Source organism: Amycolatopsis sp. WAC 01376 (genome assembly GCF_003947415.1).
Taxonomy (GTDB): Bacteria; Actinomycetota; Actinomycetes; order Mycobacteriales; family Pseudonocardiaceae; genus Amycolatopsis.
Genome location: NZ_QHKL01000003.1, coordinates 1074992 through 1088998 on the forward strand (window position 1 = coordinate 1074992; position 14007 = coordinate 1088998).

Here is a 14007-nt window from a genome sequence, read left to right on the forward strand (position 1 = left end):
CCCCGCTATCGCGGCGGCAGGGCGCCGGAAAGCAGAGCTTGGGTGGCAACGGGAACCAGCGCCCTGGCGGCGCTATCGCGGACGCGGGTTCTCGGATAGGGGAGGGAAGAGATGTACGAGCTTTCGCGGGTTCGCCTGCACTCGGTTGGCCCGGCGGGCGCGCGGTACCAGGACGTCGTGCTGGACTTCAGCGGCGTCGGCGCCGCCATCACCGCGCCCAAACAGGACGCGCTGTTCAGCGCCGGTATCCACCTGGCGGGGGAGGGGCCGCCGCGGCGCCCGTCGCCGGCGAGCGTGCTGTTCCTGGAGAACGGCGGTGGCAAGTCCGTCCTGATCAAGCTGATCTTCTCGGTCATGCTGCCAGGCCGCCGCCAGGTCGTCGGCACCACGAACACCAAGGTGCTGGAGAAGTTCGTCACCGCCAAGGACGTCTCCCACGTCGTGCTGGAGTGGCTGCAGGTCGAGACCGGCCACCGGGTGATCACCGGCAAGGTGTCGGAATGGCGCGGGCACGTGGTGTCGGCGGATTCGGAGAACCTCGTCGATTCCTGGTACTGCTTCCGTCCCACCCCCTCGCTCGATCTGGACTCGCTGCCGCTGACGTCGGACGGCAGGCTGCTGACGATGTCCGGTTTCCACGACCAGCTCGACAAGGTGCACGGCGGCGAGCCGGAACTGGAGCTGTTCTGGACCCGGCGTCACCACGAATGGACGTCCCGGCTAGACGGTCTCGGCCTCGACACCGAGCTTTTCCGGTACCAGCGCGCGATGAACGCCGGTGAGGGCGAGGCGGCGGACGCCTTCGCGTTCAGCACCGACGAGGCGTTCGTCGAGTTCCTGTTGCGCGCGGTCCTTTCGGAGGAGGAGCCGAAGGACCTCGCCGAGGTCGTCGCGACCTACGCGCACAACCTCGCCCAGCGGGGGGATCTGCTGTCGGAGCGGGACTTCGTCGCGGGTGCCCTCGATCTGCTCACACCGCTGGCGGAAGAGGAAGGCGTCGCGGCCGCGTCACGGAAGCTCGCCGACGCGGCCCGCGCCGAGATGCGGACGCTGGCCTGCCAGGTCGCCGCGCGGGACAAGCTGGAGAACGAGCGGCTGAGCGGGCTCGAACAGCACGTCGACGAGGTGAAGTCCGCGGAGAAACTGGCCGAGGGCGACCACCGTCGTCTCACCGCAGGCGTAACCGAACTTCGCCGCCTGGTCGGGAAACTGCGGTTCGACGAGGCGCAGGAGAGCAAGAAGCGGGTCGACGGCGAACTGGCCGAGGCCAAGACCTCCGCCGAGGCATGGCGGGAATGCGCCACCGTGCTCAACCACCTCAACGCCGCCCGCAAGGCCCGCGATTTCCGGGAACTGGTGGGAAACCGCGAGCAGAAGGCGCAGCCCGCGCTGCAGGCGCGCAACACCGCCGCGGCCGCGCTCGCGCGTGGCCTGCTGGCGCTGGCCAAGAACGCGACCGAGCAGGCGGTGAAGGCCGAGGCGCAGGTCGGCGCCCTGCGTGCCGAGGCGGAAAAGGCACAGGCGGAACGGGACGAGTCGGCGAACCTCGCGGCTTCGCGCCGGGCGGAGGCCCGCGGGCTGGGCGCGCGGATCGCGGAGGTCCGTGAGGAGATCGCGGAAGCCGTCCGGTCCGGCGCGCTCAAGGCCGGGGCCGATGTCGCCGAGGCGGCCCGCGAGGCCAGGACCGAGGCCGAGACGACCGCCGCGGAACTCGTCCGCCGTGAACAGGAACTCGAACGCGTCGCCGAGGATCTGCGCTCCGCGCAGGCCACGGTCAACGACGCGCACCGGCTCGCCGGGTCCACAAAGGACAGGCTGGAGCGCGCGGCCGACGAGCTCGACCGGGCCGATCGGCGCACCGACGCGCTCGCCGTCGAACCCCGGCTGAGCGAGCTCCTCGGCGCGGAGGACGTCGCGCTGGAGACGGATCTCCCGGTGCTGCTCGAACGGCTCCGCGAGGCGGGTTCGGCCGCGGAGAAGGAACAGACCGCGTTGCGGATGGAGGAATCCGTCGACGAGCGCGCGCTGAACGCACTCGGTTCCGGCGGTCTCCTGCCCGCCACCGAAGAGGTCCAGGCCGCGTTGGACGCGCTGGAAGCCGCCGGGATGAACGCGTGGTCCGGTTGGCGTTATCTGTCCACTTTGGACAAGAAGCGACGGGCTGCGGTGCTGGCCCGTGCGCCCCAGCTCGTCTCGGGGATCCTGCTCAACGAGCCGGAGCAGGTCCGGCTCGCCGAGAAGGTCCTGGCGGAGCGGCGTTTGCTGCCCACCACGATCATCCCGGTCTCCACGACCGAGGCCACCACGACCGATCGCCTGCCGGGAGAGGCGGGCATCGAGTTCCTCGTGCCGCCCAACCCGGCCATGTACGACGAAGAGGCAGCCGACGCCGAGCGCGAGGCCATCGCGCTGCGGCACGCGGAACGTCAGCGCCGGTTGGAAGCGCTGGCGATTTCGCTGGCCGACGACAGCGCGTTGTCGTGGAAACTCAAGACGTGGCGCGAGGATTACCCGCCGGGCAGCATCGCGACGCTGGCCGAGCAGCTGCAGAACGCGCGCACCGCGCACGAAACCGCGCGGACCGCGTTGGAGCAGACGGAAAAGGAGTTCCAGCGCCTCGGCGAGAAGGCGACCGGGCTGCGGGAGCGGGTCCCCGAACTGCGCGCGGCTTCGGCCGAGGCGGGGGAGCGTGCCCGCGGTCTCGAGGCGCTCGCCACGCGTGCCGCGAAGATTCCCGAGTGGACGGACGACGTCGAACGTGCGACGGAGACCGCCGAGCGGGCCGAGTCGACGGCGTCCGAAGCGGCGGTGAAGGCTTCCCGGTTGCGCGAGCAGGCAGGCGAGGAACAGCGCACCGCCGACGGGCACCGGCGCACGGCGACGACCGCGAAGTCCGAACTGGCCGAGGTTCCGGGGTCGAGCGACGTCACCGAGGACGATCCGGTGCCCGCAGAGCCGGTGGACGCGTTGCGGCGTACCTTCTCGTCGGCTTCCGAGGCGTACGCGAAGGTCGAGGTCGGCAGTGATCTGCGGGCCGAACTCGAACAGGCCGAAAGCGTCGAGACGTCCGCGCGGGCGGCCTTCGAGGCACTGGACGACGCCGTCCGCGAGCGGGCCTCGTCGTTGCTGGAGACGCCGGACGGTTCCGACGCTTCCGCGCGGGCGGCGGCGCAGGCGCGGGCGAACCGGGCGGTCGCCGTGCTGGAGGAGGAACGCACCGAGATCGTCGGGCTCGTCGCGACCCGCAAGGCGGAACTGGCCCAGCTCCCGGAGCTAGCGAGCCCCCAGCTCGCCCTCGACGCCAGGCCGAAGGACATCGAGCACGGCCTGGAACTGATCGACGAAGCGAGCCTCGAAGTGTCCGCCGCCGCGCGGAAATGGGAGGAACTGCAGGAGCGCCGCGCCGCGGCCGAAGCGACGCTGGAGTCCGCGAAGGTGTCCGCGTCCGGCTTCGGTCTGCTGGCCGAGTCCATGGCGCATCTGTTGTCCGAATCGGACGGCGTGGCCGCGTTCGACGGCGACGTCGAATCCGCGCGCACCAAACACGCCCGGCTCAACACGGCGCTCACGGAGGCACAGGACGCCGCCGACGCGGGCGACCGCCGGGTGCGGGCCGCGGCCGACCAGCTGGCGCAGTACGCGACGGACAAGCGCTTCGAGAAGCTCAGCACGCCGGTGCGGCAGCAGGTGATCTCGGTCCGCCGCGATCAGCTGCCCGCCCATGCCGCGGAATGGGCGGAGGCGCTGCGGCCGCGGTTGCGCACGCTCACCGACGATCTCGCGCAGATCGACCGGCACCGCGGCGGCATCATCACCCGCCTGCAGGGCATGGTCGACGGCGCGCTGCGCACTCTTCGCGCGGCACAACGGGTTTCGCGGCTGCCGGACGGTCTCGGCGACTGGTCGGGCCAGGAGTTCCTGCGGATCCGCTTCACCGAACTCGAAGAGAACGTGCTCGCCGAGAAACTGGGCGAGGTCGTCGACGAGGCCGCGGTGGGGAAGACCTCCGACGGCCGGGATGTCAAGCGAGACGGGCTTTCCCTCGTGCTGCGCGGCGTGCAGGCCGCCGCCCCCAAGGGGTTCCGGGTCGACATGCTGAAGCCGGACTCCGTATTGCGGACCGAACGCCAGCGTGTCTCCGAGATCCGGGACGTGTTCTCCGGCGGGCAGCAGCTGACCGCGGCGATCATCCTGTACTGCACCCTGGCGGCGCTGCGGGCGAACAACCGCGGCAAGGCACGCAACCGGCACTCCGGCGTGCTGTTCCTCGACAACCCGATCGGCCGCGCTTCGGCGGGTTACCTGCTGGAACTTCAGCGCGCGGTGGCGGAGGCGCTGGGCGTCCAGCTGATCTACACCACCGGCCTGTTCGACGCCGGCGCGCTGAGCGAGTTCCCGCTGATCGTGCGGCTGCGCAACGACGCGGACCTGCGGGCGGGCCGCAAATACCTGTCCGTCGACGCGACGATCCGGAACGCGACCGACGACCTGGGCGAGCCGGACGGAGTCGCCCGCCTTTCCGCGACGCGGCTGTTCACGCGGCCCGCGGAGGAGCCGGAACCGGAGGAGGAGACGGCCTGACGGCGATGTGGCACAGCGTGGCACATCGGGGCACAGGGTGTTAGAGTGGGCACATGAGCGTTCAGCATGAGATCTCCCAGCGTGATCTCCGGAACCGGTCCGGCGAGATCATGGACGCGGTCGAGCACGGTGAAACCTTCACCGTGACCCGTAGCGGCTCGCCCATCGCCCAGCTGGTCCCGCTGTGTCGCAGGCACGCCGTGTCCCGGGACCAGTTCGCCACCGGCTCGGCCAACGCTCCGCTCATCGACCCGGACAGGTTCCGCGCGGACCTCGACGACGCTTTCGAAGGGGAGGCGGGCGATCCCTATGGCCGCTGAGGTTCACGGCCTGCTCGACACGAACATCCTCATCCTGCGCCGGACGATCGATCACGCCCAGCTGCCGGACCTGATGTCGATCAGCACGATCACGCTCGCCGAGCTTTCAGCAGGACCGCACTACACCGCGGACCCGGCCGAGCGGGCCCGGCGCACGGATCTGCTGCAACGGGTGGAGTCCGAATTCGACCCGCTGCCCTTCGGCACCGAGGCGGCCCGGATCTTCGGCAGGGTGTCGGCTTGCGTGCTCGCGATGGGCAGGACGCCCCGGCGCCGTGTCGCCGACCTGATGATCGCCAGTGTGGCCGTCGCGCACCGAATGCCCCTGTACACCACCAACCCGCAGGATTTCGAAGGCCTGAAGGAACTCCTCGACGTCGTTCCGGTCACCCGGCCGTCTTGAGACCTTCCCGGGTCGAGGTCCGGTACTGCCCCGGCGCCTGACTTCGAGCCCGCCGGAAGGCCCGGCTGAACGCGTACACCGACGTGTAGCCGACAGAGCGGGCGATGGTGTCCACCGTGTCGTCGGTGTCGCGGAGCCGGACCGCGGCCAGGTCCATCCGCCACTGGGTCAGGTAATCGCCGGGAGTCCGGCCGGTCGTTTCACGGAAACGGCGGGTCAAGGTGCTGCGCGAGGTCGCCAGTTCCGCCGCGAGCAGGTCGGTGGTCCACGGTTTCGCCGGCGCCTCGTGGATCTTGGCCAAGGCCACGCTGATCAGCGGATCGCCGAGGACACCGAGCCAGGTTCCCCGCGTCTCGGCCGGTTTCTCGGTCCGCCACGCGCGGAGCAACTGGACCAGCAGGATGTCGACGAGCCGGTTGAGGACGAACTCGGTGGCGATCTGCGGAGAGGCCAGCTCCCGCGACAGCAGCCGGACGGTGTCGTCCAGCCCGCCACCGACATGGTTCGCGCGGATGTGCACCAGCTCCGGCAAAGTGGCCATCACCTGGGTGGACACCGCCGGGTCGTAGTCGTAGGACGCGCCGAGGACGTGGGTCTCGACCTCCCCTGAACCGAGGCGCAGTACTCCGCCGCACTCCCGCGCCTTCTCCGCCGCCGTGCACAGGTTGGGAATGATCGCGACGTCCGGGGCGCTGCGCAGGGTGTGCTCCGGTCCGTTCGGCAGCAGGACGACGTCGCCGGGCATGAGCCGCCGCGGCGGATGGCCCGCCACGTCCAGCCAGGCCGTCCCGCAGGTGACGGCGTAGAAGGCCGCACCGGCGATGCCGTGCCAGAGGATCCCCCACGGCCCGGACGCCTCGATCCGGGCGCCGGCGGTGCCACGGACGCCGCCCACGGCGAGGGTTTCGGCCAACAGGTCCATGCCGCCGAGCATAGTGCGACAAATGGATATGCTCGTGGCGTTTTCAGCCATCGATACGGTCACTCGATGCGCCATACGATCGAGGTCATGGCAGACACGATCGACTTCGACTTCGACGAGATCAACCGCGGCGTGATCGCCGAATTCCGCGAGACCGGCGGCAAGGCGGGTGGCATGTTCGAGGGCTTCCCGCTCGTTCTCGTCCACCACACCGGCGCGAAGTCCGGCACCGAGCGGATCGCACCGCTCGTCCCGCTCCTCGAGGGCGACCGGATCTACATCTTCGGCAGCAAGGGCGGCTCCGACGAGAACCCGGCGTGGTTCCACAACCTGGTGGCCAACCCGGACACGAAGGTCGAACTCGGCACCGAAACCTTCCCGGTCCGCGCCCGGTTGCTCACCGGCGCCGAGCGCGACGACGTCTACGCCAGGCAGTCCGCCGTCATGCCGCAGTTCGCCGAGTACCAGCGCAAGACCAGCCGGATCATCCCGGTATTCGAACTGGAGCGGGTCTAGCCCCTCGTGAGTGGCGTGTTCTAGGTCCCTACGGCGGGCGGGTCGGGATCGCAGGTCCGTGAGGGACTCCCTCACTACATGTCGGGCTGAGCTCGGTACATGAAGGGGTCCTTCATTACGGCAAGAAGCGCCGGAGGCTGCGCATGGGTCCGGCGTCGAGCTCTTATGTCGTGAAGGGCCCCTTTGAGACCTTCATCGTCTCAAAGGGGCCCTTCACGACATCCCCACGACCGCGAAAACTCACGTGAGCGCCTGACTGGAGTCCTTCACGGACACGAGCCTGAGATCAACCGCAACCGGAGCCACATAGGTACCTAAAACATCCTCGGCCTAATCATCCTCACCACTCACGAACCCACACCTCACCGCAGGATTTTGTCGGGCCCCGGTGATAGAACCGATCCGTGACCCTCAAGATCGGCATCCGGCAGCGCCGCGCCCGCCTCGCGACACGTCATCGCCTGACCACGCCCGCCGGCTCGGTGCACGCCGCCGCGGACGCGGTCGTCGCGCTGCATGCCACGGATCCGGCGTCGGTGCACCTGTCGGCGTGGGCGCGGGTGAAGGGCGACGGTGTCGCGGAGGTGGAGAAGGCGCTTTACGACGAGCGCACGCTGATCCGGATGCTCGGCATGCGCCGGACGGTCTTCGTCGTCGGGCACGAGAACGCGGCGCTCATCCAGGCCGCCTGTTCCGCCGACATCGCCAAGAAGCAGCGCCGCCTGCTCGAACAGCACCTCGGCACGCAGGGACACCCGGAGAACGTGCCCGATCCGGAACGCTGGCTCGCCGAGGTCGAGGACGCGACCGAGCGTGCGCTGAAGGCCCGCGGTTCCGCGACCGCACAACAGCTGAGCGAGGACGAGCCGCGGCTCAGGCAGCAGCTGTTGATGGCGAAGGGAAAGCCGTACGAGGCGATCGCCAACGTCACCAGCCGCGTCCTGTTCCAGCTCGCGGTCGACGGCCGTATCGTGCGCGGCCGCCCGCGCGGCAGCTGGATCAGCAGCCAGTACTACTGGGCCCCGATGGCGGACTGGCTGGCACAGGGCCTCGCCGAATGGGACGCCGACGCCGCCAGGGTCGAGCTCGCCCGAAAGTGGCTCTACGCCTACGGTCCCGCTCCGATCGCGGACCTCCGCTGGTGGACGGGCTGGACGGCAGGCCAGACGAAGAAGGCGCTCGCGGAAATTCAGCCGGTCGAGGTCGATCTCGACGGCGTTCCCGGCGTGATGCTCGCCGACGACGTGGAGCCGGTCGCGGAGCCCGGACCCTGGGTCGCGCTGCTCCCGTCCCTCGACCCGACGTCGATGGGATGGCTCGAGCGCGACTGGTACCTGGGCCCGCACAAGGCGCCGCTGTTCGACGGCACCGGGAACATCGGGCCCACCGTCTGGGCCGACGGCCGGATCGTCGGCGGCTGGGCGCAGCGTCCGGACGGCGAGGTCGTCCACCACTTCCTGGAGGACGTGGGCGCGGACGTCGAACGGGCCGTCGAGGCGGAGGCGAACCACCTGGCCGAGTGGTTCGGAGAGGTGCGAGTCACGCCACGGATGCGCACGCCGCTGGAGCGACGGCTAGCACAGCGAAGCTGAGAGTTTTCCCAAGACGTCCTGGTGGCGATGCACTTGATCGATTCTTGACCTGACTCACCGAGTGGTGGAAGTCTCGTCAGGGCAAAGAGGGCCGCCCGAGCACGCACGCTAGGGTTGCGCCCGAGTAAAGGACGTCTTTCCGGGGCGATCCCGGACGAGTCTCAAGGGAGTGGCAGCAGTGACGGTTCGCGTAGGTGTCAACGGCTTCGGCCGCATCGGCCGCAACTTCTTCCGGGCCGTGCAGGCCGCCGGTCACGACATCGAGGTGGTCGCGTTCAACGACCTCGGCGACGTCGCCACCATGGCCCACCTGCTGAAGTACGACTCCATCCTCGGCCGCTTCCCGGGCGAGGTCAGCGTCAGCGACGAGGGCATCGTCGTCGACGGCAAGACGATCAAGGCCCTCGCCGAGCGCGACCCGGCCAACCTGCCCTGGGGCGACCTCGGCGTGGACGTCGTCGTGGAGTCGACCGGCTTCTTCACCAACGCCGACGCCGCCAAGGCGCACCTCGCCGGCGGCGCGAAGAAGGTCATCATCTCCGCGCCCGCCAAGGGCGAGGACCTGACCGTGGTGCTCGGCGTCAACGACGACAAGTACGACGGCTCGCAGAACATCATCTCGAACGCCTCCTGCACCACGAACTGCCTCGGGCCGCTGGCCAAGGTCCTGCAGGACTCGTTCGGCATCGAGCAGGGCCTGATGACCACCATCCACGCGTACACGCAGGACCAGAACCTGCAGGACGCGCCGCACAAGGACCTGCGCCGCGCCCGCGCCGCCGCGCTGAACATCGTCCCGACCTCGACCGGTGCCGCCAAGGCCATCGGCCTGGTCCTGCCGGAGCTGCAGGGCAAGCTGGACGGCTACGCGCTGCGCGTCCCGATCCCGACAGGCTCGGCCACCGACCTCACCGTCACGCTGACCAAGAGCGCGACCCTCGAGGAGATCAACGCCGCCTACAAGGCCGCCGCCGAGGGCCCCCTGGCCGGCATCCTCCGCTACAACGAGGACCCGATCGTCTCGGCCGACATCGTCACCGACCCGGCGTCCTGCATCTACGACGCGCCGCTGACCAAGGTCATCGGCAACCAGGTCAAGGTCATCGGCTGGTACGACAACGAGTGGGGCTACTCCAACCGCCTCGCCGACCTCGTCAAGCTCGTCGGCAACAAGCTTTCCTGACCGATGGCGCTGAAGAACCTCGAAGACCTGCTGGGCGAGGACGTCTCGGGCCGGTTCGTACTCGTGCGATCCGACCTGAACGTCCCGCTCGACGGGGACAAGATCACCGACGACGGCCGCGTCCGCGCGGCCCTGCCGACCCTCAAGCGGCTCGCCGAGGCGCTGGCCGAGGTGGTCGTCACGGCGCACCTCGGCCGGCCCAAGGGCGAGCCGGACCCGAAGTTCTCGCTCGCGCCTGTCGCCGCGAAACTCACCGAGCTGCTCGGCGTGGACGTCCCGCTGGCCGGTGACCTGGTCGGCGAGTCCGCCAAGGCCACCGTCGCGGGCCTGACCGACGGCCAGGTGGCCCTGCTGGAGAACGTGCGTTTCGACGCGCGCGAGACCAGCAAGGTCGAGGCCGAGCGGCAGGAGCTGGCCGCGGAGCTGGCCGCGCTCGTCCCGGGCGGCGCGTTCGTCTCCGACGGTTTCGGTGTCGTGCACCGCAAGCAGGCCTCGGTCTACGAGATCGCGCGGGCGCTTCCGGCGTATGCCGGCGGGCTGGTGCTGGCCGAGGTCGACGTCCTCAAGAAGCTCACCGAGGACCTCGCACGGCCGTACGTCGTCGTCCTCGGCGGCGCGAAGGTTTCGGACAAGCTGGGTGTCATCGCCAACCTGCTGACCAAGGTCGACAGGCTGCTCATCGGTGGCGGCATGGCGTACACCTTCCTCAAGGCCCAGGGCCACGAGGTCGGGAACTCGCTGCTCCAGGAGGACCAGCTGGAGCAGGTCCGCGGTTTCCTCGCCGAGGCGGAGAAACGCGGCGTCGAGCTGATCCTGCCGGTGGACGTCCTCGCCGCGACGGGCTTCGCGGCCGACGCGGAGTTCGACGTCGTCGACGCGAAGGCCATCCCGGCCGACCGCATGGGTCTCGACATCGGCCCGAAGTCGCGTGAGCTGTTCGCGGGCAAGCTGGCCGACGCGGCGACCGTGTTCTGGAACGGCCCGATGGGCGTGTTCGAGTTCGAGTCCTTCGCCGGCGGCACCCGTGCCGTGGCCGAAGCGCTGGTCAAGAGCGACGCCTTCACCGTGGTCGGCGGTGGCGACTCCGCCGCCGCCGTGCGGCAGCTGGGCCTTCCCGAGGACGGCTTCTCGCATATCTCGACCGGCGGCGGCGCGTCGCTGGAGTACCTGGAGGGCAAGGAACTGCCCGGAGTCGCTGTGCTGGGAGAGAACGACTAGTGGCGCGCAAACCGCTCATCGCCGGCAACTGGAAGATGAACCAGAACCACCTCGAAGCCATCGCGCTGGTTCAGAAGATCGCCTTCGCCCTGCCGGAGAAGTACTACGCGAAGGTCGACGTCGCGGTCCTGCCGCCGTTCACCGACATCCGCAGCGTCCAGACGCTGACCGACGGCGACAAGCTGTCGCTCACCTACGGCGCCCAGGACCTGTCGCCGCACGACTCCGGTGCCTACACCGGCGACGTGTCGGGTCCGATGCTGGCGAAGCTGGGTTGCAGCTTCGTCACCGTCGGGCACTCGGAGCGGCGTGAGTACCACGGCGAGTCCGACGAACTGGTGAACAAGAAGGTCAAGGCCGCGCTCAAGCACGGCATCAAGCCGATCCTGTGCGTGGGGGAGAAGCTCGAGGTCCGCGAGGCGGGCGAGCACATCGCCCACACCACGACCCAGCTGGTGGAGGGCCTCAAGGGGCTCAAGGCCGAGCAGGTCAAGGACGTCGTCGTCGCCTACGAGCCGGTCTGGGCCATCGGGACCGGCAAGGTCGCGACCCCGCAGGACGCCGAGGAGGTGTGCGGAGCCATCCGCGCCACCCTTGCGGAGAAGTACGGCGCCGAGGTCGCTTCCTCGGTTCGCGTGCTCTACGGGGGCTCGGCCAAGGCCAACAACATCAGTGACCTCGTCGCCTGCGAGAACATCGATGGTGCGCTCGTTGGTGGTGCCAGCCTGGATGGTGACGAATTCACCAAACTCTGCGCACTCGCCGCGGGCGGGCCCCTGCCCTGATCGGGGCACCTACCGGGTAACCTGGGTATCTGGTCCGTCACACAGCAGTGGACGAGTCCAGGAGTACGGTGTGTTCTGGCGGTCGACAGCCGTCGGTGGCACACCGTTTTCCTGCATTCTCCAAGAGCGCAGAGGATGACATGAAGCTGTTCCTGCAAATCCTGTTGATCGCCTCCAGCTTTTTCCTGGTGGTCGCCGTGTTGCTGCACCGCGGCCGTGGTGGCGGTCTGTCTTCGCTGTTCGGTGGCGGTATGCAGTCGAGCCTGTCCGGTTCCAGCGTGGCCGAGAAGAACCTCGACCGGATCACGGTGCTGCTGGGTTCGGTATGGCTGATCAGCATCATCGGCCTCGGGCTCCTGCTCAAGGTCTGATCGATCCAGGTGTTTCGGCGTGCCTATGGGGGGCGCGCCGCCGATCCCTATAGGTGTGAGGATTCATGGTTGGCGGTAACGCGATTCGGGGCACCCGTGTGGGTGCCGGACCTTCGGGCGAATCGGAACGGGGTGAGTCGGCGCCACGGCGCCGCATTTCCTACTGGTGCGCCAACGGGCACGAGGCACAGCCCTCGTTCTCGATGGACGCCGAGATTCCCGACGAGTGGGACTGCCCGCGCTGCGGGCTGCCCGGCGGACAGGACGAGAAGAACCCTCCTGCCGCGCCGCGGACCGAGCCTTACAAGACTCACCTCGCGTACGTGAAGGAACGGCGTTCCGACGCCGACGGCGAGGCCATTCTCGCCGAGGCGCTGGAGCGGTTGCGCCAGCGCCGGGAGATCTAGCCGCTGGTCACCGGTCGAGCGGGTACCGGGCACGCACCCGGAACCCGCCGTCCTCGGTGTCGGCGGTCTCGAAGCTCCCACCCAGCAGTCGAGCGCGTTCGGCCAGTCCGGTCAGCCCGTGCCCTCCCGAGGGCAGGGCCGCACCGGCTGTCCGGGCGCGCTCGTTGCGTATTTCGACCTTGAGGGAACCGTGCTCACCCTGGATCCGGATGGTCGCGGTGGCGCCGGGCGCGTGCTTGTGCACGTTCGTCAGGCATTCCTGCACGGTCCGGTAGGCCGCCGCCGAAACCTGGCTTGGCAGGAGATCGGGGATCCGTTCGACGGTGAGGTGCACCGGGACGTCCGAGCCGCGGATCAGCCGGTCGAGTTCGTTGATCCCCGGGCGCGGTCCGTCGTCTTCGGAGCCCGAGCGCAGCACACTCACGAGTGACCGCAGTTCCTCGAGCGTTTTGGTGCTCAGTTTCCGGATGACCTGCGCGGTTTCGAGCGAACGAGCGTCGGTGGTCTGCGCCTGGAGCGCGCCGGCCTGCATCGCGATCAGCGTGATCTGGTGCGAGACGACGTCATGCATCTCCCGTGCGAGCCGGGCGCGTTCCTCCGCGCGGACGGCGTCGGCGTGGAAGCGGCGCTCGCGGTCGCGGCTGGCGGCGAGTTCGGAGAGCTTCTGCGAGATCTCGGTCCGCGCGCCGATGAGCAGGCCGATGGCCACCGGCATCCCGGCGACGATGACGCCGTAGATCCCGTCCAGAACGTGTTCGCGCCAGCTGAGCTCGACGAAGTCGGCCAGCGGCCATTGGACGAACCGGCAGGTGAAGACGAGCGCGAACCCGGTCCAGGTCTGCCAGTGCATCTGCTTGCGGGTGGCGAGGAAACCGAGCGCGATCATCGCGGCCAGCTGGGACCAGCCCGCCAGGAAACCGGGGACGGTGACGATCACCGCGAGGAACGGCAGCTTGCGGCGGAACGCGAGACCGAGGCACGCGGCGCCGGAGAGGTAGATGGAGTACGGCTGGGCCTTCTCGGGGATCACCAGCCAGACATCGAGCGCGGCCAGGAAGATCGCGAGCGTATCGACGCCCAGCGCGACCAGCGCCGGACGTTTGATCTTGGCGAACGACATGACCCCGGCGGCACGGCGCATCCGGTCGGCGGCGTCCGCTCCGGAGCCGCCCACCGAGATACCTGGCATCGAGAGACCCTCTGTGCTCATCGCTGGCGACCTCACTCGTCTTGTGGACTTGAATGGTGAGACGTGTTCTTCGCCCGATCGGGACGCGCAGGAACGAACAAATGTGCGGATGCTAACGGGTGGATGTGCAAGGGCGGTAAGTTTCCCCCAGTCGGGCTAGCGACTGTCCGGTCACTGTCCGTTCTGCGGACAAGTGCATGAACGTTCGGTCGGTCAAGGCGCGGACCGGACCACCCGGGCTCGGTGGTCCGTTGATCGTTCGGACGCGCGAACAAGTCCTCTCTGATGCCGAAGCCCCCGGAAGTTGATCTACGTCACGTTTCGTGGCCGCGCGGTGACCCTGCCGCGCGTCGTTCCCGACCTTCAGAGTAGGGAAGAGAGACCTTCCGGGACTTCCGCCATGGGGGTGTCACCACTGAACCCGCGTTGGGTCGTGATCAGACCCGTAACTCGCGTGATCGAAGACGTAACTCACGTGATTGAAGCCGTACAACCGAGTTACGCCTCTGATCACGCGAGT

At 68.9% G+C, this 14007-nt stretch carries 12 protein-coding genes; 10 read left to right on the top strand and 2 right to left on the bottom strand.

The genetic code is table 11. From position 1 onward, the window contains the following. The first annotated feature begins 111 nt into the window (after nucleotides 1-111). Genes DMH03_RS21875 through DMH03_RS21885 form a run of 3 tightly spaced genes read left to right on the top strand, consistent with a single transcriptional unit; the run spans nucleotide 112 to nucleotide 5304 of the window. On the top strand, nucleotides 112-4581 hold the full coding sequence (locus DMH03_RS21875) for a hypothetical protein (protein ID WP_125793800.1): 4470 nt from the start codon (nucleotides 112-114) through the stop codon (nucleotides 4579-4581). Between the two features lie 53 nt (nucleotides 4582-4634). After that, complete coding sequence (locus tag DMH03_RS21880; RefSeq protein ID WP_125793801.1) at nucleotides 4635-4901, top strand: type II toxin-antitoxin system Phd/YefM family antitoxin; 267 nt, start codon at nucleotides 4635-4637, stop codon at nucleotides 4899-4901. Next, entirely contained in the window at nucleotides 4891-5304 is a 414-nt protein-coding gene (locus DMH03_RS21885) for a type II toxin-antitoxin system VapC family toxin (protein ID WP_125793802.1), read from the top strand. Before DMH03_RS21880 ends, DMH03_RS21885 begins: the two co-directional genes overlap by 11 nt. On the opposite strand, the gene DMH03_RS21890 is transcribed toward DMH03_RS21885, so the two are convergent. Then, entirely contained in the window at nucleotides 5288-6226 is a 939-nt protein-coding gene (locus DMH03_RS21890) for an AraC family transcriptional regulator (protein WP_125793803.1), read from the bottom strand. The two genes, DMH03_RS21885 and DMH03_RS21890, sit on opposite strands and share 17 nt — an antisense overlap. 87 nt (nucleotides 6227-6313) lie before the next feature. On the opposite strand from DMH03_RS21890, the gene DMH03_RS21895 reads away from it, so the two are divergent. The 7 genes from DMH03_RS21895 (at nucleotide 6314) to DMH03_RS21925 (ending at nucleotide 12298) form a co-directional block, all read left to right on the top strand. Further along, nucleotides 6314-6742: a nitroreductase family deazaflavin-dependent oxidoreductase gene (locus tag DMH03_RS21895; protein ID WP_125793804.1), complete on the top strand. Its 429-nt coding sequence runs from the start codon at nucleotides 6314-6316 to the stop codon at nucleotides 6740-6742. Nucleotides 6743-7146: 404 nt separating this feature from the next. Further along, nucleotides 7147-8334 carry a winged helix DNA-binding domain-containing protein gene (locus tag DMH03_RS21900; RefSeq protein WP_125793805.1) on the top strand — a complete coding sequence of 396 codons (1188 nt, stop codon included), beginning with the start codon at nucleotides 7147-7149 and terminating at the stop codon, nucleotides 8332-8334. A 178-nt stretch (nucleotides 8335-8512) separates the two neighbouring features. Beyond that, the gene (gap, locus tag DMH03_RS21905; protein WP_125793806.1) at nucleotides 8513-9517 is read left to right on the top strand and encodes a type I glyceraldehyde-3-phosphate dehydrogenase; all 1005 of its coding nucleotides are present in this window, start codon (nucleotides 8513-8515) and stop codon (nucleotides 9515-9517) included. A 9-nt stretch (nucleotides 9518-9526) separates the two neighbouring features. Next, nucleotides 9527-10735: a phosphoglycerate kinase gene (pgk, locus tag DMH03_RS21910; protein WP_305021775.1), complete on the top strand. Its 1209-nt coding sequence runs from the start codon at nucleotides 9527-9529 to the stop codon at nucleotides 10733-10735. Continuing rightward, nucleotides 10735-11520 carry a triose-phosphate isomerase gene (gene tpiA, locus DMH03_RS21915; protein WP_125783703.1) on the top strand — a complete coding sequence of 262 codons (786 nt, stop codon included), beginning with the start codon at nucleotides 10735-10737 and terminating at the stop codon, nucleotides 11518-11520. Before pgk ends, tpiA begins: the two co-directional genes overlap by 1 nt. A gap of 140 nt (nucleotides 11521-11660) precedes the next feature. Further along, nucleotides 11661-11891 (top strand): preprotein translocase subunit SecG, encoded by a 231-nt coding sequence (secG, locus tag DMH03_RS21920; protein WP_125783705.1) that lies wholly within the window; start codon nucleotides 11661-11663, stop codon nucleotides 11889-11891. A gap of 65 nt (nucleotides 11892-11956) precedes the next feature. After that, the gene (locus DMH03_RS21925) at nucleotides 11957-12298 is read left to right on the top strand and encodes an RNA polymerase-binding protein RbpA (protein ID WP_034311760.1); all 342 of its coding nucleotides are present in this window, start codon (nucleotides 11957-11959) and stop codon (nucleotides 12296-12298) included. 7 nt (nucleotides 12299-12305) lie between these two features. On the opposite strand, the gene DMH03_RS21930 is transcribed toward DMH03_RS21925, so the two are convergent. Next, nucleotides 12306-13508: a sensor histidine kinase gene (locus DMH03_RS21930; RefSeq protein WP_199748962.1), complete on the bottom strand. Its 1203-nt coding sequence runs from the start codon at nucleotides 13506-13508 to the stop codon at nucleotides 12306-12308. Nucleotides 13509-14007: the final 499 nt, after the last annotated feature.